The organism is Hymenobacter arcticus (genome assembly GCF_054779975.1).
Genome location: NZ_BAAGXF010000003.1, coordinates 146,443 through 171,921 on the forward strand (window position 1 = coordinate 146,443; position 25,479 = coordinate 171,921).

The following is a 25,479-nucleotide window of genomic DNA, read 5'->3' on the forward strand; positions in this document are numbered from 1 at the left end:
TTGTAAGAAGCTAGCAGGGTGGAGCTAACAGCTAACAGCTATCAGCTAACAGCCAATATTATTTACCCGCCCCACCAGCCGCCGGGCCAGCCGGGGCCGCCACGGCCGCACCCGGCGCGCTCACCTGAATTTTGCCGCCGTCGCGCAGCTTCTGCACGCCTTCGGTCACCACTTTATCACCGTCCTTGATGCCGCCGAGAATCACAATGTCGTCGCGCAGGCGCGGGCCGAGCTGCACCTTGCGCTGCTTGGCGCTGTCGCCGAGGGCCACGTACACGAAGTTTTCGCCCATCTGCTCCACAATGGCTTTATTGGGAATAACCAAGCGGCTGCCCGACTGCGTGTTCAGCACCTTGAGCACGCCGCTTAGGCCATCCTTGAGTTGGCGCTGGGGGTTGGCAAACTGCACACGCACCGTGATGGTACCCGTCTGGGCATCCACGCCCCGGTCGATGGTCTGGATTTTGCCCGCCTGCTTGTAAGCCAGGCCATTGGGCAGCACAAAGCGCAAGGTGGAGTCGCTTACCGCGCCTTTCTTGGTTTGCAGCGTAATAAAGCGCTGAATATCAGTCTCATTCACCGCAAAGTCCACGGCAATCGGGTCCTCGCTAGAAATGGTGTTGAGCAGCGTAGTGCCCGCGCTCACCTGCGCCCCTAGTCGCACCTGCGAAATGCCGATGCGCCCCGCAAACGGCGCCTTGATGGTAGCAAAGCTCAGGTTGGTGCGCGCAATGTTCACGGCGGCCTGCGCCGACGCCACTTGCGCCGAGGCGGTGCTGGAAGTAGTGGTTGCGTTTTCGGCCAGCTGCTTAGCTACGGCATCCTGTTGCAGCAGGCGCTGGTAGCGTACCTGGTTCACCTGGGCATTCTGGGCCGAGGCCTGGGCGCTGCGCAGGGTGGCCAGCGCCTGCTGGTAGGCACCCTCAAACTGGCGCTTGTCAATCTCATACAGCACCTTGCCGGCCGGCACGAGGTCGCCTTCCTGGAAGTTGAGGCTCGTGATAAAGCCCGTTACCTGCGAGCGCAGCTCCACGGTTTTCAGGGCTACTACCGTGGCGGGGTACTGGTCGTAGTACACGGCGGGGCTGGTGCTGGCCGTGACCACGCTTACGGCGGTGGGCGGTGGGGCGGCGTTTTTCTTCTCTTCTTTTTTGCCGCACGCGGTGCTGGCCAGCAGGCCCGCCATAGCGCACAGAGCCAGGTAGTTAGTCTTCATTTGCGAACGCGGAAATTAATAGTTGGTTTGCAGCACGCCCTGCGTGCGCAGCAGCTCGACCTTGCTGGTCAAAACCTGGAATAAGGCGCTGTAATAGTTGAGCTGCGAGGTGCGCAGCGTAGTTTGGGCTATCAGCAAATCGAGGTAAGCTTTGATGCCTTCGCGGTACTGGATATCGACCACCGTGTACACCTGGCGCGAGAGGTCGAGGTTGTCGCGGCTCTGCACGTAGGCTTCGTAGTAGCCCTTGTAGTTGGCCAGCGCGGTGGCGTACTCGGTGGTTACCTGGTTGCGGGTGCTGAGCAGGTCCTCATCCACGCGCTGGTCTTGCAGGCGCGCCAGGCGCAGGTTTTGGGTGCGTCGGAAGCCCGTGAACAGCGGCAGCGCCACCTGCATGCCGGCGTACGAGTTGGGAAAGCGCTGCTGATACTGGTCGCTCACGGTGTTGGCCTGGTACACCGAGTTGTAGTTACCAAAAGCCGATAGCGACGGCAAAAAGCCCAACCGGTAGTAGTCAACCGTGGTGCCTTGCAGCGACTTCTGGGTTAGTACCTGTTGATATTCAATGCGATTGGTAGGGTCGAGCTGGGCCAGCGTGTCCACCACAGCCTCGCGCTCCAGCTGCAACGTGTCGTACTTGAGCTGCACCAGCTGGGTGGCCGGAAAGCCCATGAGTTGCTGCAAATAGGCCGTGTTGGCGTTCACGGCCTCCAACGACTGCTTGCGGCTGGCCTTCGAGTTGTTAAGCGAAATCTGGGCCTGCAAAAAGTCCGTTTTGTCCACAATGCCTGCGTCGTAGCGGTTGCGGGCATCCACGTAGTTCCGGTTCAGGCGGCGAATATCGGCGTCAAACACAGCCGCTTGCCGCTGCGACAGCAGCACGCTGTAAAACGCCTTGCTCACGTCCGACACGGTCGCGATTTTATTATTAATCGTGTTTTGGCCCGCCGCCAGCCGATTGAGGGGAGCCTGGCGGGCGGCCAGACGTACATCGTTGTTATAAATAACCTGCGTGCCGGCCAAACCCAGGGTCGTTACGTTTTTCACGCCCAACTGGCGCGGCGTGGAGATGCCCGTGGTAGGGTCGGGAAAAACGGTGAAGGGCAGCCCAAAATAGTGCTGGCCCACGGCCGTAGCGTTCACCTGCGGCAGCCAGGCCGACAGTGACACCCGGTTGCCGGCATCGGCAATGCCCTCATCAAGCCGGGCCTGGCGCACCAGCGGCTGGTAGGCCAGGGCGTAGCCCAGGCACTGCTGAAGCGTGAGTGGCCCGGCCGGTGGTGGGGGCGGGGCAGGCAATTGGCGCTGGCCCCAGGCCAGGCCAGGCCCCAAAAGCAGGCACGCCAAAATGGCCACCAGGCGGCCGCGTGCAGTGCAGGTCAAAATTGTCATAAGGAACTCCAACCGGGTGAGTACGGCAAAGGTTATCGGCGGCTAGCTGCTCGTTCGCGGCAACTGGTCAACCTCGCCAAACGGATAAATGGCCCGCGGGTTGAGCGCCGCGCCGTGCCTTTGGGGGGTGCCAAGTAGGCCGACTGGTAGTTAATAAGCTTCCGTAAAAACTTATTAATAAGGTGGAACTGGTATTTCGGATGCTTTATTCGGAGTGCGCTGGCCTGACGTAATAAAGTGGGTTGGGGGCGGGCCAACGGGAATAGAATGTTTCTTTTACCCATGGTTGCGCGACAAAATGGTGGAGCTTACCGGCCCGGCCGCCGCACGCAACGCCAGGGCCATAACCAGTGTCCTTTTCTCTCCGGCACCATTGCCCTTTGCCAAACCAACCCCTGTTTCTGGATGCAAAAAATCTTCTTAACCCTCGCCGCCGCGAGCCTGCTAGCTGCCCCCGTGCTGGCCCAAGCGCCGGCCGCCAGCCAAACTCAAACTCCCGAAAAGCTGGACGCCGCCGCCCTGGCCAAAATCAAGGATGAAGGCCTGAACCGCTCCAAGGTGATGGAAACCGCTTTCTACCTCACTGACGTATGCGGCCCGCGCCTGGCCGGCTCCGAAGGTCTGGCCCGCGCCAACGCCTGGACCAAAAAGCGCCTCACCGATTACGGCCTGGCCAACGCCAACGTAGAAGCCTGGGGCGACTTCGGCCGCGGCTGGGACATCGACAAAAGCTACGTGGCCATGACGGCCCCCTACTACCACGCCCTCATTGGCGTGCCCAAGGCCTGGACGCCCAGCACTGCCGGCAGCCTGCGCAAGTCGGTCATCTACGTGAACGTGAAGGAGGAAGCCGACCTGGCCAAGTACCAGGGCAAGCTGCGCGATAAAATAGTGGTGCTACCCGTGGCCACGCCGCCCACCCCCAACTTCGAGCCCGACGCCAAGCGCCTCAGCGCCGAAGACCTACAAAAGCTGGCCGACGCCCCCGTCGGCGGCGGGGCCCCCACCGCCGCCAATCGCCCCGCCGAAGCCAACCCCGAAGCCCGCCGCGCCGCGTTGCTGGCCGCCCGCGCCCTGCGCACCAAAATGAACGACATGCTGCTGAGTGAAGGTGCGGCCGCCATCCTCAGCCCCGGCCGCGGCTCCGACGGCACCGTATTCACCACCAACGGCGCGCCCTACGCCGCCGACGCCAAGCCGGTGCTGCCCGAGCTGGAAATGTCGAGCGAGGACCAACTGCGTCTTATTCGCCTCGTGGAGGCCGGCATTCCGGTCGAAATCGAGATGGAAACCAAAACCCATTTTCAGACCCAGGACCTGAAGGGCTACAACGTGGTAGCCGAAATCCCGGGCACCGATAAAAAGCTGAAAAGCGAAGTGGTGATGCTCGGCGGCCACCTCGACTCGTGGCACGCCGCCACCGGCGCCACCGACAACGCCGCCGGCGTAGCCGTGATGATGGAGGCCGTGCGCATCCTCAAAGCCAGCGGCCTCAAGCCGCGCCGCACCATCCGCATCGCCCTCTGGGGGGAGGAGGAAGAAGGCTTGCACGGCTCGCGCAACTACGTGAAAAACCACTTTGCTGACCCCGCCACGATGACGCTCAAGCCCGACCACGAGAAGCTGTCGGCCTACTTCAACCTCGACAACGGCGCGGGTAAAATCCGGGGCATCTACGCCCAGGGCAACGAAGCCGTGAAGCCCATTTTTACCACCTGGCTCGCCCCCTTCGCCGATATGGGTGCCACTACCGTCACCTCGCGCAACACCGGCAGCACCGACCACGTGGCCTTCGACGCGGTGGGCTTGCCCGGCTTCCAGTTCATCCAAGATGGCCTCGACTACTTCGCCCGCACCCACCACTCCAACCAGGACACCTACGACCGCCTCGTGGCCGACGACCTCAAGCAGGCCTCGGTAGTAGTGGCCTCGTTCGTATACAACGCCGCCATGCGCGACCAAAAGCTGCCTCGCAAGCCGCTACCCGCCGCCGCCAAGCCGCAGTAAGTGAATGGGTGAATGGGTGAATTGGTGAGGTTGTCATACTGAACGCAGTGAAGCATGACAGTCCGGATTCAATAGCCGCACATATTGCTAAAGAAAAATTAACCTCGCCTTAAGGCCGGGTTCAGTTGGCCGGGGGAGGTTTGCAGCACAATCAGCAACTGATTGCTGTTGCAAACCTCCCTTTGTTATGTCTAGCGAAATCAAAAGCCTCGAAGTAAAAGAAGCTAAAACCACCAAGCCCGACCCCAAAGTCCCAACCGATAAGGCCGATAAGCCGAAAAAGGGCAAGCCCCAAAAGCCCGACCCCAAATACGCTAAATCCAAGGCCCACCTGCATAAGCTAACCGCTTACGCCGGCACCGTGGGCGAGTACCACGCCAACCCCGACGGCGTGTATGACCGCTTCACGCTGACCAACAACGGCATCGCGCGCACCATAAAATTCCCGCCCCACTTCGGCCAGGCGCTGCACGCGGCCGCCCAGCCCGGTGCTACCGCCACGGCGCAAGCCTATCCCCACCTCACGCCCAAGGGCGATGAGCACCTGCACCTGGCCAGCCTCGAAGTGGGCGGCCACACCCTGCGCCCCCAGCCCGCCGGCCCCGCCGCTGAGCCCTTCACCGCTCAGGGCACAGTAACTGAACTGCTGCGCGACCCCAAAGGCCATCCGCGTGCCCTGCGCCTCACCGGCGAAGCCGCTGAGCTGCGCTTTCCACCGCACCTGGGTCAGCAACTAGCTGATTACCTGGTGGTAGGAGCTAGCGTGCAGGCTATCGGCCAGCGCCGCGCCGACCGCCCCGGCGAAGTGCGCGCCCCCGGCCACCCCGCGCCCGTGCAGCTGGAAACGCTGACCGTCGGCGGCGAGTCGTTTCTGATTAAGTAACCCGCTGTAAAACGGAGTGCCACTCCGTTTGTCGTTGAGCTGCTGCTTAGAGAAAGAAACGGAGTGCCACTCCGTTTTACCAGCCCTCAAAAGGTCATTCTGCGCCAACCCAGGTCGCGGAGTGACCTTTTTTGGCTACCTGCCGAACGCCCGGCATTCACTGGCGTATAGGTGGATAAGTAGTTCATAATCATATTCATGCTTTGTTCATTTAATCTCTTCGCCTAACCAGTTATATGTCAGCCAACGCTACTGCCAACCCCAGCGAAGCCGCCGGTAAGCCCCCTGAATCCGCCGACCAGGGCGCGGGCCAGGACGCCACCCTCGACTTAGCCAACGAACCTAAAAAGGGTAGCATCAAGGCCTTGCGGGCGCTCAATTTCTTTATTGCCGACGTGCAAAACGGCATGGGGCCCTACATGGCGCTCTTTCTGCAATCGAGTGCGCACTGGGGGCCGGCCCAGATTGGCTCGGCGCTGGCGGCCGGCAACATTGCCCAGGTGCTGGCCCAAACGCCTGCCGGCGCCCTCATCGACCGCCTGCGCCAGAAGCGGGCGCTGCTGCTCACCGGCATCGGGCTGATTGCGCTGGCGGTGCTGGCCACGGCCTTTTTCACCTCCCGACCGGTAGTGATGAGCGGGCAGGCGCTCATTGGCACGGCCGGGGCCATTTTCCCGCTCTGTTTGTCGGCCATCGCGCTGGGGCTGGTAGGGCGTAAGAAATTTGACCAGGTGCAGGGCACCAACCAAGCGTTTAACGCGGCCGGCAACATGTTTGCGGCGCTGGCGCTGGGCGCGGTGGGTTATTATTTCAACCTGCGCTGGATGTTCTACTTTGTAGGCATTTTGTGCGTGGGGGCCGTACTGTGCGTACTGCGCATCAACAACGACGATATCGACTTCGACCTCGCCCGCGGGGCCGACCCGGCCGCTAATGCCGGCTCAGACCAAGAAAAAAAAGCTGCTTCGGACCACTCCAAAGCTGTCCAGGCCAGCCCGGCCCCGAGCGGCGGCGTGTGGGCCGGCATCAAAGAGCAGCTAGCCGGGCTGGTCAAGCTGCTGAAGCAAAAAACGGTGCTGGTTTTCCTGGTGTCGGCTGTGATTTTCCACTTTGCCAATGCCGCTATGGTGCCCCTCGTCACGCAGTTACTGGCGCGGGGAGTAGGGGTGAAGCAGGCCATCCTGTTCACCTCGGGCTACATGCTGGCCTCGCAGCTGGTGTTTATGGTGGTGGCCGCCCTCAGCGGGAAGCTGGCCGGCAAGGTGGGGCGTAAGCCGCTGTTTCTTTTTGGTTTCGCTGCGCTGGCGGCGCGTGGCTTGCTCTACACGGTGAGCCACGCGCCGGCCGCGCTCATCGCCGTGCAGTGCATGGATGGCCTCGGGGCCGGCATTTTCGGCGTGGTGGGTGTGCTCATCATCGCCGACCTTACCAAGGGTAGTGGCGGCTTCAACGCCGCGCAGGGTGCTATTGCCACGGCGCAGGGCATCGGCGCTTTCTTGAGTAATTCGGTGTCGGGTTATTTAGCTAAAAATCAGGGAGACAACTTCACGTTTTATACCTTGGCGGCCATTGCGGCGGTGGGTTTGGTATTCTTCTGGGTATTCATGCCCGAGACGCTGAATATGAGTAAGGAGGAAAAGCAGCCGGTAGCGGCGTAAGTAAATACAGTATAAGCTCGCCCTCCGGGGGTGGGGTCACCCGCGGAGGGCGAAACGCCAGCCAGCAAATCTGCGTCTTTACCGCATATGCCTACTTCCCCCGCCGCCGACTCTACTCAGCCCCACATTGGCCAGCCCCTCACCCGCGTCGATGGTCGCCTGAAAGTAACCGGCCAGGCCCGCTACGCCGCCGAGCACGCCGTGCCGGGCTGCGCGCACGGGGTGCTGGTGCTCAGCGCGATAGCAAAGGGCCGTATCACGCACCTCGACACGGCCGCCGCTGCCCGGCTGCCCGGCGTGCTAGCCATCGTGTCGCATCTGAATTCGCCCAAGGTGCCGGGCTACGAAAACCCTAAGCCCGACAAGCGGGTGGAAGGCCAGCAGTTGCGCGTGTTTTTTGATGACCAGCTGTATTTCAGCAACCAGCCCGTGGCCCTGGCCATTGCCGATACCCTGGAACACGCGCAGGAGGCCGCCGCCCAGGTGCGGGTGGAGTACGCCGCCGAGGCTCCGCGCACCGACCTGGCCGCCAACCTCAGCGCCACCCGCAAGCCCCAAAAAACGGAAGACTACTCCCGCGGCCAGCCCGATGCCTACCGCACCGCCCCCGTGCAAGTGGCGCACGAGTACCGCACGCCCGTGCAGCTGCACCACCCCATGGAAAGCCCCGCCGCCGTGGCCGAGTGGCAGGGTAACCGCCTGATTGTCTACAACAAAACCCAGGCTCCCAAGCTGGCCCAGCAAAACCTGATGGAGTTGTTTGGGCTGCCCGAGGCCAGCGTAGCGGTGCATTCGCTGTTCGTAGGCGGGGCGTTTGGGGGCTCGTCGCGCATCTGGCCGCCCGAAATGGCCGCTATTTTGGGAGCCAAAGTGGTGGGCCGCCCGGTGAAGGTGATGCTGCCGCGCAACCAGGTATTTAGCATGGCGGGCTACCGGCCGGCCTCGGTGCAGCGGGTAGCGCTGGGCGCGCAGGCCGATGGCACGCTCGTAGGCGTTTCGCACGTGGGCTACGGCATGACGTCGCGCTACGAGCAGTTTGCCGAGCGTCTGCTGCACCCCACCAAGTCGGCCTACCGCTGCCCCAACGCACGGCTCGACTATAACCTCGTGCCCCTCGACCTGAGCACGCCCTGCTGGACGCGCGGCCCCGGCGAAGCCACCGGCTCCTTCGCCATCGAGTCGGCCATGGATGAGCTAGCCTACGCCCTAAAAATGGATCCGCTGGCCCTGCGCCTGCACAATTTTGCCGACCGCGACCCCGCCAACGGCAACCCCTGGAGCAGCAACCACTTGCGCGACTGCTACGCCCGCGGGGCCACCACCTTCGGCTGGAGTAACCGCAACCCCGCCGTGGGCAGCATGCACCACAACGGCCTACTAGTGGGCCAGGGCATGAGCATGGGCATCTACAAAGCCGAGCGGGCCGAGGCCACCGCCCGCGCCCGCCTGCTGCCCGACGGCACCCTGCTGGTGCAAAGCGGCACCGCCGACGCCGGTCCTGGCACTGCTACCGTTATGACCCAGGTAGCCGCTGATGCCAGCGGCATCGCGCCCGCCAATATCCGCTTCGAGCTGGGCGATTCGGCCCTGCCGCCCGCGCCCGGCCAGTTTGGCTCGCACACCACGGCCTCGGTGGGCGCGGCCGTGCACGCCGCCTGCACCGCCCTGCGCCAGCAGTTGTTGCAGCTGGCCGCCACGGCTCCTGGTGCGCCATTTGGCCCATCGAAGGCCAGCGACCTATCCACCGATAACGGGACCGTGTTCGTGGCCAGCCAGCCCGCGCGCCGCCAGCCCTACGGCGAGGTGCTGCGCCAGCACCAGCTACCGGCCCTCGACGTAACGCAGCAGGCCCCCGCCGTGGATGCCAAGGGCCCGTATTCCACTAAGTCATTCTGCGCCAATTTTGTAGAGGTGCACATTCACCCGCTCACCCGCGAGGTGCGGGTGGCCCGCGTGGTGTCGGTGCTCGACGTGGGCCGCGTGTTAAATCCCCAAACTGCCCGCAGCCAGGTGTACGGCTCCATCGCCTGGGGCATCGGCTTGGCGCTCATGGAAGAGGCTGTGTTTGACCACCACTACGGCCGCGCCACCGCCCACGACCTGGCGAGCTACCACCTCGCCACCCAGGCCGATATCCCGCCCAGCATCGACGTGCAGTTCCTCAACCAGCCCGACCCTTACCTCAACGCCCTCGGTGCCAAAGGCCTCGGCGAAATTGGCCTCATCGGTCTCACCGCCGCCATCGCCAACGCCGTGTACCACGCCACCGGCAAGCGGGTAAGGGAGTTACCGATTACGCCGGATAAGCTTGTGTAAGTAATTCTGGTGAGCGTTGTGCTAATGCTTTCATCTGTTCTATAAGATAATAGCCAGTACCAGTTAAGTCATCATGATGATTGACACTTAGCAGCCATTCATACTTTTTGTTTATCAAATAATATTCATCGAGGTATGTTAGCTCTGGCAGAATTTTTTGGATAGCACCAACTTTGCCTTGATAGAAAAGAGAGTTATTTCCATCATCAGGCACGAACCAAACAGTTTCAGTGGCAGGTACAAGTTGGTCAAGTATGCTGTCTGGTAAGCATTTCAGGCCTAGTCCGAAACACTCGTTCTTGTAGCTTGTCCAGAGCCAACCAGGCCGACTTTTTCCTTCTATTTTGCAAAAGGTTTGATAAATACGTTCTTTCAATCGATGCCAATCCGTGGTGTGTGGCAATGGACTAAAATCCGTTTCAGGAATGCGCAATTCCCTGCGGATTCCTTCAATATCTTTATGTAAGTCTGACCACATAATATTCTGAAAAATTACCCCAGCTTCGCCTTAAACAGCCGCAGCGTGCGCTCCCAGGCCAGTTTAGCGGCCTCGGCATTGTAGCGGGCGGGGGAGGTATCGTTGTTAAAAGCGTGGTTAACGCCTTCGTACACAAATAGCTCGTAGGGAGTGTGGGCCGCTTTCAGCGCTGCTTCGTAGGCCGGGATGCCCGCGTTGATACGCTGGTCGAGGCCGCCGTAGTGCAGCATAATGCTGGCTTTAATTTGGGGCACATCCTCGGCCTTGGGCTGCTGGCCGTAGTAGGCCACGGCGGCATCGAGCTTGGGGTCGTGCACCGCCAGCTGGTTGGCGAGCCCGCCGCCCCAGCAGAAGCCCACGCAGCCGGTGCGGCCGTTGCTCTCGGGCCGGGCGCGCAGGTAGGTGAGGGCGGCGAGGTAGTTATTGAGGTTTTTGGCCGCGTCGAGCTGGCCGATTAGCTCGCGGCCCTTGTCCTCATCGGCCGGCGTGCCGCCCACTACCGACAGCGCATCGACGCCCAGCGCCAGGTAGCCCGTCTGCGCCACTCGCCGCGTCACGTCCTTAATGTGAGGCGTAAGCCCCCGGTTTTCGTGAATGACTACCACCGCGCCGCGCTTTTTCTTGCCCTTGGGGTGCACCAGATAGCCGCTCACGGGGGCCTCGTCACCGGGCCAGGTCACGGTTTCCTCCACCAGGTCATTGGCCAGGGGCTGCACGGTGGCGGCCTGGGCGTAGCCCGGCTCCAGCACCGAGAGGGCCGTGGTGGCCAGCGCCACCGTGCCCGCCAGCAGCAGCAACCGGTCTAGAAATTCCTTGCGCGACAGCGGGCGGTGGGTGTACTCGTCAAACAGGTTGATAATGCGCTGGTCCATAGGGCGGGGGAGATTAGGGGCGCAAGGTATTGCCGGCCAGCTTATTTCAGGTCCTGCGCAGCCCGTAGCGTTTGGAAATAAGCCGCTGACAAGCGCAGCCGGCTTCCGTACCAGCTGAATAGCTCGCCATCAACCAACTGGGTTTTGGCCGCCGGACAAATTTCCTGAAATTCCGCCAAGTGCTTGTCTTTGAACGGGTATGGCTCCGATGATAGAAAAATGCGCTCTGGCGCGGCCGCCGCCAATTGTGCCGACGTTATCTCCGGGTAGCGGCCGAGGTGCGCAAACACGTTGCGAAAGCCCGCCCGCCGCAACATGTCGTCAATAAAAGTGCCGCTGGCCGCCGCCATGTACGGCTTGCGCCAAATGAAATAAGCAGCCGGGATAAGTGGCTCTTGGGCGGCTAACGCAGCAAAGGAATTGGTTATTTCAGCCGCTAGCGGCTCAGCAGCTAATTGTTTGCCAGTAAGTTGTCCCACACGGCGTATCATATCAAGTGCTTCGGGCAAGTCGGTAATATTGCTCATCCAAACCGGATATGATTTCTCTAACTCGGTAATGCCTTCTACATAATTCTCTTCTTTATTACCAAGTATTAAGTCCGGCTGAGTAGCTCTGATTTTTGCGAAATTAAAATCCTTCGTGCCGCCAATTACCTCTGCTTTGTGTCGGGCATATTCGGGATAAATGCAGAATTTGGTTACGCCTACCAGCTGCTTTTGCAGGCCAAGGTCAAATAATAATTCAGTCTGCGAAGGCACTAACGATACAATGCGCAGCGGGGGATGGAATAAGCGCACGTGCCTTCCCATTTGGTCAACTACTTCTATTTGCCGTTGATGAGAATTATAGGCCATGTTACTAATTGCTGTTAATTAAAAAAGCGGCTGCACACTACATGCAGCCGCTTTTAAACTGAAAGAAACTACTTAGCTGAAATACCGGAAATCCTGCCCGTCCTCAATGCGCAGCAGCGTCTCGTAGATGAGGCGCGTTACGCTGTCCACATCGTCCTTGTGCACCGTTTCGACGGTGGTATGCATGTACTTGAGCGGCAGCGAGATAAGCGCCGCCGCCACGCCCGAGCCCGAATAGGCAAACGCGTCGGTATCGGTGCCGGTGGCGCGGGTAGCGGCGGCGCGCTGAAACGGGATATCTGTTTCCTTGGCCGTGGTGATAATTAAATCGCGCAGATTATTCTGCACGGCCGGGCCGTAGGTAATTACCGGGCCTTTGCCGCAGAAAATATCGCCGCTCGTCTTCTTCTCGTACATCGGCGACTGCGTGTCGTGCGTCACATCGGTAACAATGGCCACGTCGGGGGCAATACGGTGGGCCACCATTTCAGCCCCGCGCAGGCCAATTTCTTCCTGCACAGCATTCACGATGTAGAGGCCGAAGGGCAGATTTTTACCGTTCTCTTTCAGCATGCGAGCCACCTCGGCCACCATGAAACCGCCCACGCGGTTGTCGAGCGCGCGGCCCACGTAGTACTTATCGTTGAGCACCGTAAACTCATCCTCAAACGTCACCACGCAGCCCACATGAATGCCCATTTCGGCCACCTCATCGGCCGATGATGCGCCGCAGTCCAGGAAAATCGTTTCGATGGTGGGCGCTTTGTCCTGCTCCACCTTGCGCACGTGGATGGCCGGCCAGCCAAAAATGCCTTTGACTACGCCTTTTTCGCCGTAAATATTTACCCGCTTGCTGGGCGCCACCAAGGCATCGGAGCCGCCGTTGCGGCGCAGGTACAGGTAGCCTTCCTTGGTGATGTAATTAACGAAATACGAAATCTCATCGGCGTGCGCCTCAATGACCACTTTGTATTTCGCTTCAGGATTAATTACGCCCACTACGGTACCGTAGGTATCAACAAAATACTCGTCGATGTAGGGTTTAATGTATTCCAGCCACAGTTTTTGGCCTTCTTTTTCAAAACCGGTGGGGGAGGAGTTATTGAGGTATTTTTCGAGAAATTCGAATGATTCAGGGCGCATACGCGAAAGAAAAAAATAATTAAATCGACTGGCTGGCCAGTGAGCGAAACGCCAGCCCCAGCGCTAGAAGAACGCTACCGCCTATCAACCAATAGCGACTGATTTTGTGCGGGTCACCGTCAATGTCTGGGTTGCCGTCGCTCAAGGCGTGCCAGTCGCCGCCCAGCAGCGAACCCAGCATAAGCAGCACCAGCAGCGCGGCCAAAAGCCACCGACCCGCCTTAAATCGCAGCAGCAAACCTATCAGCAGGGCAAAGGCGCCGATACCCAAAAGAATATTGCCGTTGGCCTGCCAGTTCATGCGCGTGCGCTTAAAGCGGAATGTTCCCGTGCTTTTTACGCGGTAAGGTATCTACTTTGTTTTCCAGCATTTTAAAGGCCCGAATTAATTTCTGCCGGGTTTGCGAAGGCAGAATTACCTCGTCCACAAAGCCTCGGTGGGCGGCGCGGTACGGCGTGGCAAATTTCTGCTGGTATTCATCCACCTTTTCCTGGAGCTTGGCCTCGGGGTTTTCGGCCGCCGCGATTTCGCGCTTGAAAATAATTTCGGCCGCGCCCTTGGCGCCCATTACGGCGATTTCGGCGGTAGGCCAGGCAAAGTTGAGGTCGGCCCCGATGTGCTTGCTGTTCATCACATCATACGCGCCGCCGTAGGCCTTGCGGGTAATCACGGTGATGCGCGGCACGGTGGCCTCGCAGAAGGCGTAGAGCAGCTTGGCGCCGTTGGTGATGATACCGCGCCACTCCTGGTCGGTGCCGGGCAAGAAACCGGGCACGTCCTCCAGCACTAGTAGCGGAATATTAAACGAGTCGCAGAAGCGCACGAAGCGGGCGGCCTTGGTGCTGGCATTGATGTCGAGCACGCCGGCCAGCACGGCCGGCTGGTTGCCCACAATGCCAATGCTGCGGCCCGCCAGCCGCGCAAAACCCACCACAATGTTCTCGGCAAAGTTCTGGTGCACTTCCATGAAAGACTCTGCATCAATCAGACCCTCAATGACTTCGCGAATATCGTAGGGCTGGTTGGCGTTGGCCGGAATGAGGGTGTCGAGGGCCGGGCGGCTCTCGTCCTGGCCCGCCTCGTAGGCCACGGCGGGCGCGGTTTCCTCGCAGTTTTGGGGCATGTAGCTCAGCAACTGCTTGAGCTGCTGAATGATAACCACCTCGTTGGCCGCCGTGAAGTGCGTCACGCCGCTCTTGGTGGAGTGGGTGCTGGCCCCGCCGAGTTCCTCGCTGGTCACGTTTTCGTGGGTCACGGTTTTTACCACGTTGGGGCCGGTCACAAACATATAGCTCGTGTTTTCGACCATCAAAATGAAGTCCGTAATGGCTGGCGAGTACACCGCGCCGCCCGCGCACGGCCCCATAATGGCCGAGAGCTGCGGCACCACGCCACTGGCCAGCGTGTTCTTATAGAAGATGTCGGCGTAGCCGCCAAGGCTCACCACGCCCTCCTGAATGCGCGCGCCGCCCGAGTCGTTGAGGCCGATAACGGGCGCGCCATTCTTCATGGCCAGGTCCATTATTTTAACGATTTTCTCGGCGTGCGTCTCGCTTAGCGAGCCGCCAAACACCGTGAAATCCTGCGAGAAGACGTAAACCAGGCGGCCGTGCACGGTGCCGTAGCCCGTTACTACGCCGTCGCCGAGGTAGTATTCTTTGTCGAGGCCAAAGTCTTTGGAGCGGTGCATCACAAACTTGCCGATTTCCTCAAATGAACCCTCATCGAGCAGTAGGTCAAGGCGTTCGCGGGCGGTGAGCTTACCTTTTTTGTGCTGGGCGTCGATGCGGGCCTGGCCGCCGCCGAGCAGGGCTTCCTGGTTTTTGGCGGCCAGCAATTCGGTGGCAGAGGCGGCGGGGTGGGTGGCTACGTGGGGGTCGGCCATTGGGGAGAGCGGTAGGGGAGTAACGTGAGCGTAAAGCCCAAATGTAACGCGGACTTTGTAGTCTGCGCCTGAAGAATAATGGGGTGGCGGCAGTGGTGCGAACTACAAAGCCCGCACGGATTTAGGCAGGGCCCAGGTTAACTTACGCTGCTGGTGGCGCATCCAGTGTGCGCCACAAGTACTTGCAGGCCAGCGAGCGGTAGGGTCGCCACGGTTCAGCTAGCACCAGCATACGCTTTTGTAGGGCGCGGCCGGTTTCTTCGAGGCCATAGAGCTTGCGCATGGCGTTTTGGATACCTAGGTCGCCTTCGCTGAACACGTCGGGCTGGTCAAGAGCAAACATTTGCAGCATCTGGGCGGTCCAGCGGCCCACGCCTTTGATGGCGGTGAGGTGCGTGGTAAAGGCTTCTGATTCGAGCTGGCTAAGATGCTCGTAATCAAGCAGCCCGCGCTCCTGATACTCGGCAATGGCCTGGAGGTAGCCGGCCTTTTGGCGCGATAGGCCAGCTTCGCGCAGCTCGTCTTCGCTCATGCGCAGCACTTCGCGGGGCTCGGGGTAGCCGTCGGGCCGGAATAGCGCTGTGAAGCGCCGCCAGATGGCCGCTGCCGCCTTGGTTGAAATCTGCTGGCTCACAATGGCGCGCAGCAGCGCCAGGTACAGGTCTTCGTGGGCCGCGGGGCGCACCGGGCCGGCCGCATTGGCAATGGCCTGGGCTAGTATAGGGTCAGCCTGTGCGAGGTGGGTGAGGCCAGCGGCGTGCCAGTGGGGTTCAGCTTCAGCTAGCTGGCTGGTTGATTTGCTCATAATTAATTGATAATCAATACTTTAAATAAGTATGGGTTTGTTCAGCAATTTGGGGGTGGTTACTGGTCGGCGAGCACAGTCGGCACCGCAATAGCCTCTAGCATCTCGCCGGTTTCGCTCAGGCGCAGCCCGGTGAGGTAATGCCCGTCGGACGCGCCGGTGTCGAGGTAAATAGTGTGGGAAGCTTCGTCGCACTCGGGCCGGTGGCTGGCGGTGGGCGTGTGGCCAACTACCTGCAGCTGACCGGTATTGTGCAGCGGCCCGCGTCGCCACAGCACACCGTCGTTGCTGGTGGGGTCGAGCGGCGCGGGCACGTCAGCAAAGCCGGCATGGGAGAACAGCACGTGGTCGTTTTGCCAGTACAGTGGCCGCTCGCTCAGCCAGGCGGCATGCGGAGCCAGCAGCTGCCGGTGCGCCTGATACTGCTGCAAGGTGGCACGGCCGCCCCAGCCCAGCCACGCCTTATAAGGAACATTCAGGCCCACGTGCTTGGCCATGGCCCAGTCGTGGTTGCCTTGCAGAAACACCGTTTTATCGGGGAAATCCTGGCTGAGCTGGCGGCACAACTCCACGGTTTGGGGCGAGTAGTTGCCCCGGTCCACCAGGTCGCCGAGCTGCACCAGCATTTCCTCAGCCGGCCGCCAGTGCGTGAGCAGCTCGCGAAAGGTGTGCAGGCAGCCGTGAACGTCGGCAATCACAAAGAAATTCATACGCAATTCTCAACAGTCAGTGCGGCCGGGAGGTGCCCTAAAAAGCGGTTTAACTCACTAAAAAGGCCAATTACTGGTACTTAGCTTGCCAGTGTCGACAGGGCGGCCACCACGCGCGCCAGCATGGCATCGTCCACATCAAGATGCGTCACGAAGCGCACCCAGCTGCCGCCAAAGCCACTAGCCTTGATACCTTGCGCTTCGAGGCGAGCCAGGCAGTCGGCTACCGTCAGGCGGCTTTCGTCGAGCCGAAAAATCACCAGGTTAGTTTCGGACGCTAGTATTTCGGCCACGTAGGGCAGCGGGCGCAGGGCCTCGGCCAGCGCGGCGGCGCGGCGGTGGTCATCAGCCAGCCGCGTCACGTTGTTTTCCAAGGCAAACAGCCCGGCCGCGGCCAGGTAGCCCGCCTGCCGCCAGCCGCCGCCCATTAGCTTGCGCAGACGCTTGCACTGCTGAATGAAGTCGGCGGAGCCTAGTAGCACGGACCCAACCGGAGTACCGAGTCCTTTGCTCAGGCACACCGAAATGGAGTCGAACAGCCGGCCGTAGTCCTCGCTGCGCTGCCCGGTGGCCACGAGCGCGTTAAAAATGCGCGCCCCATCCAGGTGCAGGGCCAAGCCTTGCTTTTTGGTAAAGGCCGCGATTGCTTCCAGCTCGCTCCACGCGTAGCAGCTGCCGCCGCCTCGGTTGTGCGTGTTTTCGAGGCACACGAGGCGGGTGGTGGGGTAATGCACGTTGTTGGCCGGCCGGATGGCCGCCGCTATTTGCCCGGCCGTGAGGCGGCCCCGGTCGCCGGGTAGCAGCGCCACTGAGGCGCGGGCGTGGTGCGCAATGCCGCCCACTTCCCACAGATACACGTGGGCCGTGGCTTCGCAGATGACTTCCGATAGCGGCGGGCAGTGCGCCATAATAGCAATTTGGTTGGTCATCGTGCCCGAGGGGCAAAACAGGCCAGCCACCATCCCGAAGCGGGCGGCTAGGCTTTCTTCGAGCTGGCGCACGGTGGGGTCTTCCTCATACACGTCGTCGCCGACGGGCGCGGCCAGCATGGCGGCCAGCATGGCGGGGGTGGGGCGCGTTACGGTGTCGGAGCGCAGGTCGATGGTCGGGGTCATGGGCTGGGGTAGAAAACGAGGGGCCGCTCCTTTATGTATACAGGTAACGGCGTAAGGGCGGTTATCTGGTTACTAGTAGCGAAGTGCTTGAAATAAGGTTTGGCAGTTCAAAAGTAAAAGCTTATTTTTGCACCTCATTTGCCGGAACTCCCCCCAGAACTCTAATTGCCCCGAATATCATGTCTGTTACCCGTCTGAAGCGTAAGCACCGCAAAAACATCGCCCGTGCCAACAATGAAGTGCGCAAAATCAAGAACTTGCTGCGTACGCCCGTGCTGAAGAACGTGGACTTGGACGAGCTGAAGTCGCGCTTCGCTGAGTCGACCCCCACCACGGAGGCCGACAAAAAAAAAAGCCTAGCCTAACTCCCGAAGCTGCCGCCGAGCCCAAAGCCGAAGGCTTGCTGGCCAAGGCTGCCGCTGCCGCCACCGCCGCTGCCGATAAGGTAAAGCACCTGGCCGCCGATGCTGCTGATGCCGTAACCCACAACAGCCTCGTGGAAAAAGCCACCGAAGCCGTGCAGGAAGCTGCCCACAACTTGGTTGAAGGTGCCAAGCACGCACTCGAAAGCAAAAGCCCCGAGAAAAACCAAGCTACGGAAGCCAACCAAACCGGTACCGTGGGTTTCGATGCCGCTGAGGCCGAAACTAAGCCGGTAACCGAAGAAGGCCAGGCCGGCGAACACCCCAAGCCCGAAATATCGCTGTAAACCAGCCGATTAACTAGCTCTACCACTCAAAAAGCTCTCAACTAGTGCAGTTGAGGGCTTTTTGCTTTTAGCAGAAGCTAGGGTATAGCCAGTGCGCAAAAGAGCAGCTTACCCGGCGGGCACATCCAGCAGGGCCGTGCGGGGCCCCAGCTCCACCGCTTGCATCTCCACCACCTTGCCCTTGTCAATGCCGAAGCGTAGCAACGTGCGCACCTTGTGGAAGCCGTGCCGCCCGGCCGCGCCGGGGTTCAGGGTCAGCAGCCCAAGCTTGGGGTCGGGCATGACGCGCAAGATGTGCGAGTGGCCGCACACGAACAAACCCGGCCGCGCCTGGGCCAGCAGCTGCCGCGCGGCGGGCGCGTAGTGCCCGGGGTAGCCCCCAATGTGCGTCATCAATACCGACAAGCCCTCCACACTGAAGTTTTGCACCAGCGGTTCGGTATAGCGAATATCGGTGCCGTCGATGTTGCCATATACCCCCCGAAATACGGGTGCCAGGGCGGTTAGCCGTAGCACCAGCTCCGAAGAGCCAAAGTCGCCCGCGTGCCATATTTCGTCGGCCCCGCGCAGGTGGTGCGCGATGCGGGTGTCGAAATAGCCGTGGGTATCGGAGAGGAGAGCGATGCGCGTCATAGGGTGGCAAAGATGCGACGCAGCCGCGGCGCGCGCTCAAAAAACCGGCTACCCCGTATCTTGTGGCGCGCTCCACCGTATGGGGCATCCTATTGGTTTGGGCAGTTGCCCAGTTGCGCCGCTTCTTTTTTTGACTTACTTCCGATGAACGTCTTCATCAACGATGTCCCACTGATTATTAAAAAGTTCAGTGACAAGGTATACAAGCACAAATACGACCTCGTACTTGGAGCCGATGACGAGTTCACGAGCAAAGACCTCGTGGGCGATGTGCTGGTGCGCGACGCGACGGCCGCTTTTCTCGACCGCCTGCTCCGCCTGATGGAGGTGAAAAAGCTCAAAAAGCTGAAAACCCTCACCATGATGGCCCGCAAAAAGAAAAATCTTATTCTGCACCTCAAGGACCAGTTTAAGATTGCCAAAGCGGCCGGCGGCCTAGTTGTAAAAGATGGTCAGGTACTTATGATTTATCGCCTTGGTAAATGGGACTTGCCCAAGGGCAAGCTCAAGAGCGACGAAGATGTGGCCTTGGGAGCCATTCGGGAGGTCGAGGAAGAGTGCAATATCAAGGTGGAGCTCGGTGAGGAGCTGCCCAGTACCTGGCACTCGTATGCCTACAAGGGCAATAAAATGCTAAAAAAGACGAGCTGGTACGTAATGCAGTGCCTCGACGACTCCGTAATGCGTCCGCAAACCGAAGAATACATCGAGGAAGTGCGCTGGATGTCGCCGCAGGATGCCCTGGCCCGCTTGGAAGAATCCTACGCATCCATTACCTTAGTGGTGCGCCACTACTTGAGCGAAATGGCCGGTAAGCCGGCCAAGGCAACCACGGATTAATGCAAAACAGGTCCTCGTCTCCTACGTTGGTTAACTACCTGGCCGGGCTGCTCTTGGCGGGCAGTAGCTGGCTGGCTGGTTGTTCGGGCACCCATGAGTCGGGGCAGGCTGCTGCCCCACCCGCGTCGCACCTGGGGGCCATTGCGCCCGTTACCAATGTGCCGGCGCTGCTGGGAGTATCCATTGATGGGCTGTCCAAGCGCTTGGGCCCGGCCCAGGCGCTCCCGTCTGGCTTTGCCAATCCTTTGCAGGTGCTGACTGGTACACCCGGCGCAAACCGGCAAGATTCCCTGACGTCCTTCCGCATGGGTGGCCTCACCCTGCTGGCTAGCTATGATGCGCGCACCCGGCAAGTAAGCGACTTGCTGTTGCTTGGCCACCGTGAAGACAGCCTCATGGCGCAGGGTAGCCTCCGGGCCAATGCCCGCGATTATCTCGTGCTGCCAGTTTTTCGGGCCAATAAGCCGGGCCATCTCATCGGCCTCCGCGTTGTAAATATGAACTAATGCGATAATGCATAAGTAATTGATAAAGAAAGTTTTATGAAAAAGCCGCTCTTATTGCCGTAGTGGCAATAAGAGCGGCTTTTTGTTTTGAACAGCGCAGGCTACGCGGTAGGCTTAGGCTTCTACTGCTACCGTGGGGGCTCCGGCCAGTATTGCGGGGCTGGCCGAGCTGGCGTACTTTTCAAAGTTGCGCACGAATTTTTCGGCTAGCTCGGTAGCCGTTTGGTCATAAGCGGCTTTGTTGGCCCAGGTGTTGCGCGGGTCCAGGATTTCGCTGGGTACGCCGGGCACAGCCCCCGGCACAGCCACGCCAAAAATGGGGTGCTGCTTGAAATTTACCTCGTTGAGCACGCCCGAGAGGGCCGCCGTAATCATGGTGCGGGTGTAGGCCAGCTTCATGCGCGAGCCGGTGCCGTAGGCCCCGCCCGTCCAGCCCGTGTTGATGAGCCACACGTTGACATCGGGGTTTTCGTCCATTTTCTGGCCCAGCATCTCGGCGTAGCGGGTAGGGTGCAGCGGCAGAAATACCTGCCCGAAGCACGCCGAAAACGTGGTTTGCGGCTCGGTAATGCCCATTTCGGTGCCGGCGACCTTGGCCGTGTAGCCCGACATGAAGTGATACATGGCGTGGCTCTTGTCGAGCTTGCTGATGGGTGGCAGTACGCCAAAAGCGTCGGCCGTGAGGAAGAAAATATTCTTCGGCGCGCTGGCTACCGAAGGCTCTATCGCGTTGGGGATGAAGTTGATAGGGTAGGCCGTGCGCGTGTTTTCGGTCACGCTCTTGTTGGCGTAGTCTACCGTGTGGGTGCCGGGCACGAAGCGCGTGTTCTCCACAATGGCCCCGAAGCGGATGGCATCCCAGATTTCGGGCTCCTTCTGCTGGCTCAGGTCGATGACCTTGGCGTAGCAGCCGCCCTCAAAGTTGAAGATGTTACCCTCCGGCGTCCAGCCGTGCTCATCATCGCCCACAAGGCCACGGTTGGGGTCGGTAGAGAGCGTCGTTTTGCCCGTGCCCGAGAGGCCGAAGAAAATGGCGGTGTCGCCGGCCGCGCCCACGTTGGCCGAGCAGTGCATGGGCAACGTGTGGTGCTGGTGGGGCAGCAGGTAGTTGAGCACGCCAAAAATGCCCTTCTTCATCTCGCCCGCGTAGCCCGTGCCGCCAATCAGAATCAGCTTGCGGGTGAAGTCAATAACAGCGAAGTTCTTCTGGCGGGTGCCGTCCACCGCCGGGTCAGCCTCAAAGCCAGGCGCGCAAATAATGCTGAAATCAGGCGTCCAGGACGTATCGGCCCCCGCGGCCGGGCGCAGGAACATGTTGTAGCAGAACAAGTTGTGCCACGCCAGCTCGTTCACCATGCGTAGCTTGAGCTGGTAGTCGGGGTTGGCTCCGGCGTAGCCTTCGCGCACAAATACTTCTTTATCAGCCAGGTAGGCTACCATCTTCTGGTGCAGCTGCTCAAATTTGGCGGGCTCGAAGGGAATGTTGATATCGCCCCACCACACGCTGTCGGCCGTGCCGGCGTCCTTCACCAGGAAGCGGTCCTTGGGCGAGCGGCCCGTAAACTGGCCGGTGTCGGCCATGAGCGCGCCCGTGTCGGTGAGGGTGCCTTCCTGGCGGCGCAGGGCGTGCTCAACCAGCGCGGCGGGCGTGAGGTTGAGGTGGGCCAGGGCCGGAACCTGCGCAAAGCCTAAAGGAGCTAAACGGGCAGCGAGGGCTTGTTGGTCAGCCATAAATAAAGAAGTAAAAAAAGAGTGAAAAGCGAGGAGAAGAATAGCCGCAAGGCTGGTGGGTCGGGGATATTGTTATCCGATTTTATCAGCGGTAACAAGCTGCTAGCATATGGTAGCAAAGGGAATTTAGTCACCTTACCTATCCATTGCCTGCGCAAGGTACGAACGAATAAGTTATTCCAGCGAAAATTCGCTGGAATAACTTATTCGCTGAGAAGTGTGTGGCTTTATAGATTCGGTTAGCAAGCACGCCAGCCCGGTATTACCCCAAAGTTTTGTTAGCTTTACCCACCCCCAGCCTGTCGCGGCGGGGAGCATTTCCTTTTCTTATTCCCTTACTTCTTCGTTTACTGCATGCAACCTGCTACCGCCAGCCTGCACCCGCCTACGCCTACACCGGCCTCGGGCAGCCACCCGCGCGGCCTCTACCTCCTGTTTGCCACCGAAATGTGGGAGCGCTTTAGTTACTACGGTATGCGCGCCGTGCTGGTGCTATTTCTCATCGATGCCATGCGGATGGATAAGGCCTTCGCCTCGAAGTTCTACGGTGGCTACACTAGTCTCATCTACTTAACGCCCCTCATTGGCGCCTACATCTCGGACCGGTACTGGGGCAACCGGCGCTCCATCCTTACCGGCGGAATGCTAATGGCCCTGGGGCAATTCGTCCTCTTTGCTGCGGCCAGCAACTACGGCAGTGTCAGTGACCACCCGCTTAGCCACTGGCTGCTTTACCTGGGCCTGGGAGCCATGATTGTGGGCAACGGGTTTTTTAAACCCAATATTTCGTCGATGGTAGGCTCGCTCTACACGCCGGGCGACAAGCGCAAGGATGCGGCCTACACCATCTTCTACATGGGTATCAACCTGGGCTCCCTCATTGGCAATACCATCACCAGCCTCCTCGGCGATACCGGCCGTTCCCAGGATTTTCGCTGGGCTTTCCTGGCCTGCGGCATTGCCATGACGTTCGGCACGCTCGTCTTCAACTGGGGCAAAGGCAAATACCTGCACACCCCGGAGGGCAAGGAGGTCGGCCTCACGCCTACGCATTCTACCACGGTCAAAGGCATTTTCGCCCTCTTGCCCGTGCTGCTGGTATTGATACTGGGTATCCTGTACCTCGACTCGGCCAAGTTTCCCACCATTGCCCCGCTGCTACTTATTGCGGTGATAGGCATCGGCGTCATGATTTTCAGCGATAAATCGTTGTCAAAGGCTGATATTCAGGGGGTAATCGTCATTTTCGTAGTGTCGTTTTTCGTGGTGTTCTTCTGGGCTGCTTTCGAGCAGGCCCCGGCTTCGCTCACCTTCTTTGCTAAGGAGAATATGGACCGTACGCTGTTCGGTATCACGTTGCCGCCCAGCATCTTCCAGAATCTTAACGCCTTCTTCGTTATTGCCGGAGCCCCCCTCATGGCCGTGCTTTGGACGGCCCTGGGCCGGCGTGGCAACGAGCCGCCCTCGCCCGTAAAAATGGCCATTGGCCTGGCGCTGCTAGCTCTGGGTTACCTGGTTATGTGCTTCGGGGTGAAGGACTTGCAGCCGGGGGTTAAGGTCAGCATGTTCTTCTTGGTGGCGCTGTATTTCTTTCACTCCATTGGCGAGCTGTGCTTGTCGCCCATTGGCTTGTCGCTGGTCAATAAGCTGGCCCCGGTTAAGTTCGCCTCGCTGCTGATGGGCGTGTGGTTCTTGGCTAACGCCGCCGCCAACTACCTGGCCGGCTACATGAGCAGCCTCTACCCCGACCCCCAGTCGAAAGCCCCGGCCCCGGTGTTGTTCGGCTACCAAATCAACAACCTCTACGACTTCTTCATGGTCTTCGTCGTGTCGGCCTCCGTAGCCGCCGCTATCCTGCTCGTTATCAGCCCTAAGCTGGTGAATATCATGAAAGCCCGCGAAGCCGAAGCTACCGTTTAGCGACCAGCCAGCGCCCCATAAAAAAGCCCCGTAGCGCATTGCGCTACGGGGCTTTTTCACTATTTAATCCAACCGAACTTCAATAAAAGTCGCTAGTCAGTCGCTTCAGCGGCGTATCTGCGAAATCAGTTAAATCCGTTTGAATCTGCGGTTTACATCATGCCGCCCATGCCACCCATACCGCCCATGCCACCATCACCGTGGCCGGCACCGCCTTCCTTCGGCTCAGGCTCGTCCGAGATAACAGCTTCGGTCGTCAGCAACAAGCCAGCGATAGAAGCAGCGTTCTCAAGCGCCAAACGGGTTACTTTGGTCGGGTCGATGATACCAGCGGCCGTCAGGTTCTCGTAGCGGTCCTCGCGGGCGTTGTAGCCAAAGTCGCCTTTGCCATCGCGCACCTTCTGCACTACTACCGAGCCTTCGCCACCGGCGTTCTGCACGATGGTACGCAGGGGAGCCTCCAGGGCCGTGCGGATGATGTTGACACCCGTGCGCTCGTCACCGTTCAGGGTTTCTACCGCGTCGAGAGCTTCGATGGCACGCACCAGGGCTACGCCACCGCCGGGTACCACGCCTTCCTCAACGGCGGCGCGGGTAGCGTGCAGGGCATCGTCTACGCGGTCTTTCTTCTCCTTCATTTCTACCTCCGTGCTGGCACCGATGTAGAGGATGGCTACGCCACCGCTCAGCTTAGCAAGGCGCTCTTGCAGCTTCTCCTTGTCGTAGTCTGAGGTAGTGGTTTCCATCTGCGCCTTAATCTGGTTAATGCGCGAGGTAATGTCCTCTTTCTGACCTTTGCCATTGACAATCGTGGTGTTGTCTTTGTCAATGATGATTTTCTCGGCCGTGCCGAGGTAATCCAAGGTAGCATTTTCAAGCTTATAGCCGCGCTCTTCCGAAATCACCGTACCGCCCGTGAGGGTGGCGATGTCTTCGAGCATCGCCTTACGACGGTCGCCGAAGCCGGGGGCTTTTACGGCAGCAATTTTCAGCGAGCCGCGCAGCTTATTTACTACCAGGGTAGCAAGTGCTTCGCCATCAACATCTTCCGAAATGATGAGCAGGGGCTTGCCGGTCTGAAGTACTTGCTCCAACACGGGCAGCAGCTCCTTCATGGTGCTTACTTTCTTGTCGTAGATGAGGATGTAGGGGTTCTCGAACTCCGTCTCCATCTTCTCGGGGTTGGTCACGAAGTAGGGCGACAGGTAGCCGCGGTCAAACTGCATGCCTTCTACCGTTTTTACTTCGGTTTCGGTGCCACGGGCTTCTTCCACCGTGATAACACCTTCTTTACCAACCTTATCCATGGCATCGGCAATCATCTTGCCGATTTCCGCGTCGTTGTTGGCCGAGATGGTACCAACCTGCGCAATTTCAGCGCTATTGGCAATCGGCTTCGACTGGGCCTTCAGGTTGGCCACGACGGCGATTACCGCCTTTTCAATGCCGCGCTTCAAGTCCATCGGGTTAGCGCCGGCGGCTACGTTCTTCGAGCCCGCCGCGTAGATGGCCTGGGCCAATACGGTGGCCGTCGTAGTGCCGTCGCCAGCCTGGTCGGCCGTCTTTGAAGCTACTTCCTTCACCAGCTGAGCGCCCATGTTCTCAATGGGGTCGCGCAGCTCGATTTCTTTGGCAACCGTTACGCCGTCCTTCGTAATAGAAGGAGCGCCGAACTTTTTGTCGATGATGACGTTACGGCCTTTCGGGCCGAGGGTTACTTTAACGGCATTCGCCAGTTTATCCACGCCGCGCTTCAAGCGGTCGCGGCCTTCGGTATCAAATTGAATGTTCTTAGCCATTGT

The 25,479-nt window shown here is 59.8% G+C and carries 23 protein-coding genes; 9 read left to right on the forward strand and 14 right to left on the reverse strand.

Annotation, left to right across the window (positions count from 1 at the left end; genetic code table 11):
* Nucleotides 1-58: 58 nt before the first annotated feature.
* Both ACYVGC_RS07105 and ACYVGC_RS07110 read right to left on the reverse strand, forming a co-directional pair.
* Nucleotides 59-1,216, reverse strand: coding sequence for an efflux RND transporter periplasmic adaptor subunit (locus tag ACYVGC_RS07105; protein WP_460583117.1), 1,158 nt, complete (start codon nucleotides 1,214-1,216; stop codon nucleotides 59-61).
* A gap of 15 nt (nucleotides 1,217-1,231) precedes the next feature.
* Nucleotides 1,232-2,608 carry a TolC family protein gene (locus ACYVGC_RS07110; RefSeq protein ID WP_460583118.1) on the reverse strand — a complete coding sequence of 459 codons (1,377 nt, stop codon included), beginning with the start codon at nucleotides 2,606-2,608 and terminating at the stop codon, nucleotides 1,232-1,234.
* Nucleotides 2,609-3,013: 405 nt separating this feature from the next.
* Here ACYVGC_RS07110 and ACYVGC_RS07115 point away from each other — a divergent pair, with 405 nt between their 5' ends.
* The 4 genes from ACYVGC_RS07115 (at nucleotide 3,014) to ACYVGC_RS07130 (ending at nucleotide 9,472) form a co-directional block, all read left to right on the forward strand.
* A complete protein-coding gene (locus tag ACYVGC_RS07115; protein WP_460583119.1) occupies nucleotides 3,014-4,615 on the forward strand; it encodes a M28 family metallopeptidase in 1,602 nt (533 codons plus the stop codon).
* Between the two features lie 187 nt (nucleotides 4,616-4,802).
* The gene (locus tag ACYVGC_RS07120; RefSeq protein WP_460583120.1) at nucleotides 4,803-5,498 is read left to right on the forward strand and encodes a hypothetical protein; all 696 of its coding nucleotides are present in this window, start codon (nucleotides 4,803-4,805) and stop codon (nucleotides 5,496-5,498) included.
* Between the two features lie 236 nt (nucleotides 5,499-5,734).
* A complete protein-coding gene (locus tag ACYVGC_RS07125; RefSeq protein WP_460583121.1) occupies nucleotides 5,735-7,156 on the forward strand; it encodes an MFS transporter in 1,422 nt (473 codons plus the stop codon).
* An 87-nt stretch (nucleotides 7,157-7,243) separates the two neighbouring features.
* Entirely contained in the window at nucleotides 7,244-9,472 is a 2,229-nt protein-coding gene (locus tag ACYVGC_RS07130) for a xanthine dehydrogenase family protein molybdopterin-binding subunit (protein ID WP_460583122.1), read from the forward strand.
* Here ACYVGC_RS07130 and ACYVGC_RS07135 read toward each other — a convergent pair.
* The 9 genes from ACYVGC_RS07135 to ACYVGC_RS07175 form a co-directional block, all read right to left on the reverse strand.
* A complete protein-coding gene (locus tag ACYVGC_RS07135; protein WP_460583123.1) occupies nucleotides 9,450-9,950 on the reverse strand; it encodes a DUF6756 family protein in 501 nt (166 codons plus the stop codon). The two genes, ACYVGC_RS07130 and ACYVGC_RS07135, sit on opposite strands and share 23 nt — an antisense overlap.
* Before the next feature lie 14 nt (nucleotides 9,951-9,964).
* Entirely contained in the window at nucleotides 9,965-10,822 is an 858-nt protein-coding gene (locus tag ACYVGC_RS07140; RefSeq protein ID WP_460583124.1) for a dienelactone hydrolase family protein, read from the reverse strand.
* Nucleotides 10,823-10,863: 41 nt separating this feature from the next.
* The gene (locus ACYVGC_RS07145; protein WP_460583125.1) at nucleotides 10,864-11,679 is read right to left on the reverse strand and encodes a helical backbone metal receptor; all 816 of its coding nucleotides are present in this window, start codon (nucleotides 11,677-11,679) and stop codon (nucleotides 10,864-10,866) included.
* A gap of 72 nt (nucleotides 11,680-11,751) precedes the next feature.
* Nucleotides 11,752-12,822, reverse strand: a complete 1,071-nt coding sequence (locus tag ACYVGC_RS07150) for a M42 family metallopeptidase (RefSeq protein ID WP_460583126.1) — start codon at nucleotides 12,820-12,822, stop codon at nucleotides 11,752-11,754.
* Nucleotides 12,823-12,841: 19 nt separating this feature from the next.
* The gene (locus ACYVGC_RS07155) at nucleotides 12,842-13,123 is read right to left on the reverse strand and encodes a hypothetical protein (protein ID WP_460583127.1); all 282 of its coding nucleotides are present in this window, start codon (nucleotides 13,121-13,123) and stop codon (nucleotides 12,842-12,844) included.
* A gap of 10 nt (nucleotides 13,124-13,133) precedes the next feature.
* Nucleotides 13,134-14,708, reverse strand: a complete 1,575-nt coding sequence (locus ACYVGC_RS07160; protein WP_460583128.1) for an acyl-CoA carboxylase subunit beta — start codon at nucleotides 14,706-14,708, stop codon at nucleotides 13,134-13,136.
* 142 nt (nucleotides 14,709-14,850) lie between these two features.
* Nucleotides 14,851-15,513: a DNA-3-methyladenine glycosylase family protein gene (locus tag ACYVGC_RS07165; RefSeq protein ID WP_460583129.1), complete on the reverse strand. Its 663-nt coding sequence runs from the start codon at nucleotides 15,511-15,513 to the stop codon at nucleotides 14,851-14,853.
* A 59-nt stretch (nucleotides 15,514-15,572) separates the two neighbouring features.
* Nucleotides 15,573-16,211: a metallophosphoesterase gene (locus tag ACYVGC_RS07170; protein WP_460583130.1), complete on the reverse strand. Its 639-nt coding sequence runs from the start codon at nucleotides 16,209-16,211 to the stop codon at nucleotides 15,573-15,575.
* Between the two features lie 92 nt (nucleotides 16,212-16,303).
* Nucleotides 16,304-17,338 (reverse strand): threonine aldolase family protein, encoded by a 1,035-nt coding sequence (locus ACYVGC_RS07175; RefSeq protein ID WP_460583131.1) that lies wholly within the window; start codon nucleotides 17,336-17,338, stop codon nucleotides 16,304-16,306.
* A 179-nt stretch (nucleotides 17,339-17,517) separates the two neighbouring features.
* Here ACYVGC_RS07175 and ACYVGC_RS07180 point away from each other — a divergent pair, with 179 nt between their 5' ends.
* The gene (locus ACYVGC_RS07180; protein WP_460583132.1) at nucleotides 17,518-17,703 is read left to right on the forward strand and encodes a hypothetical protein; all 186 of its coding nucleotides are present in this window, start codon (nucleotides 17,518-17,520) and stop codon (nucleotides 17,701-17,703) included.
* Nucleotides 17,704-17,738: 35 nt separating this feature from the next.
* Nucleotides 17,739-18,047 (forward strand): hypothetical protein, encoded by a 309-nt coding sequence (locus ACYVGC_RS07185; protein ID WP_460583133.1) that lies wholly within the window; start codon nucleotides 17,739-17,741, stop codon nucleotides 18,045-18,047.
* Nucleotides 18,048-18,155: 108 nt separating this feature from the next.
* Here the strand turns inward: ACYVGC_RS07185 and ACYVGC_RS07190 are convergent, their stop codons facing one another.
* Nucleotides 18,156-18,680, reverse strand: a complete 525-nt coding sequence (locus ACYVGC_RS07190; protein ID WP_460583134.1) for a metallophosphoesterase family protein — start codon at nucleotides 18,678-18,680, stop codon at nucleotides 18,156-18,158.
* A gap of 144 nt (nucleotides 18,681-18,824) precedes the next feature.
* On the opposite strand from ACYVGC_RS07190, the gene ACYVGC_RS07195 reads away from it, so the two are divergent.
* Nucleotides 18,825-19,520: an NUDIX hydrolase gene (locus tag ACYVGC_RS07195; RefSeq protein ID WP_460583135.1), complete on the forward strand. Its 696-nt coding sequence runs from the start codon at nucleotides 18,825-18,827 to the stop codon at nucleotides 19,518-19,520.
* A complete protein-coding gene (locus ACYVGC_RS07200; protein WP_460583136.1) occupies nucleotides 19,520-20,026 on the forward strand; it encodes a hypothetical protein in 507 nt (168 codons plus the stop codon). Before ACYVGC_RS07195 ends, ACYVGC_RS07200 begins: the two co-directional genes overlap by 1 nt.
* A 114-nt stretch (nucleotides 20,027-20,140) precedes the next feature.
* Here ACYVGC_RS07200 and pckA read toward each other — a convergent pair whose 3' ends face one another.
* Nucleotides 20,141-21,757 carry a phosphoenolpyruvate carboxykinase (ATP) gene (gene pckA, locus ACYVGC_RS07205; RefSeq protein WP_460583137.1) on the reverse strand — a complete coding sequence of 539 codons (1,617 nt, stop codon included), beginning with the start codon at nucleotides 21,755-21,757 and terminating at the stop codon, nucleotides 20,141-20,143.
* A gap of 354 nt (nucleotides 21,758-22,111) precedes the next feature.
* Here pckA and ACYVGC_RS07210 point away from each other — a divergent pair, with 354 nt between their 5' ends.
* On the forward strand, nucleotides 22,112-23,677 hold the full coding sequence (locus ACYVGC_RS07210; RefSeq protein ID WP_460583138.1) for a peptide MFS transporter: 1,566 nt from the start codon (nucleotides 22,112-22,114) through the stop codon (nucleotides 23,675-23,677).
* A gap of 152 nt (nucleotides 23,678-23,829) precedes the next feature.
* Here the strand turns inward: ACYVGC_RS07210 and groL are convergent, their stop codons facing one another.
* Nucleotides 23,830-25,476, reverse strand: a complete 1,647-nt coding sequence (gene groL, locus ACYVGC_RS07215; RefSeq protein WP_460583139.1) for a chaperonin GroEL — start codon at nucleotides 25,474-25,476, stop codon at nucleotides 23,830-23,832.
* Nucleotides 25,477-25,479 lie beyond the last annotated feature (3 nt).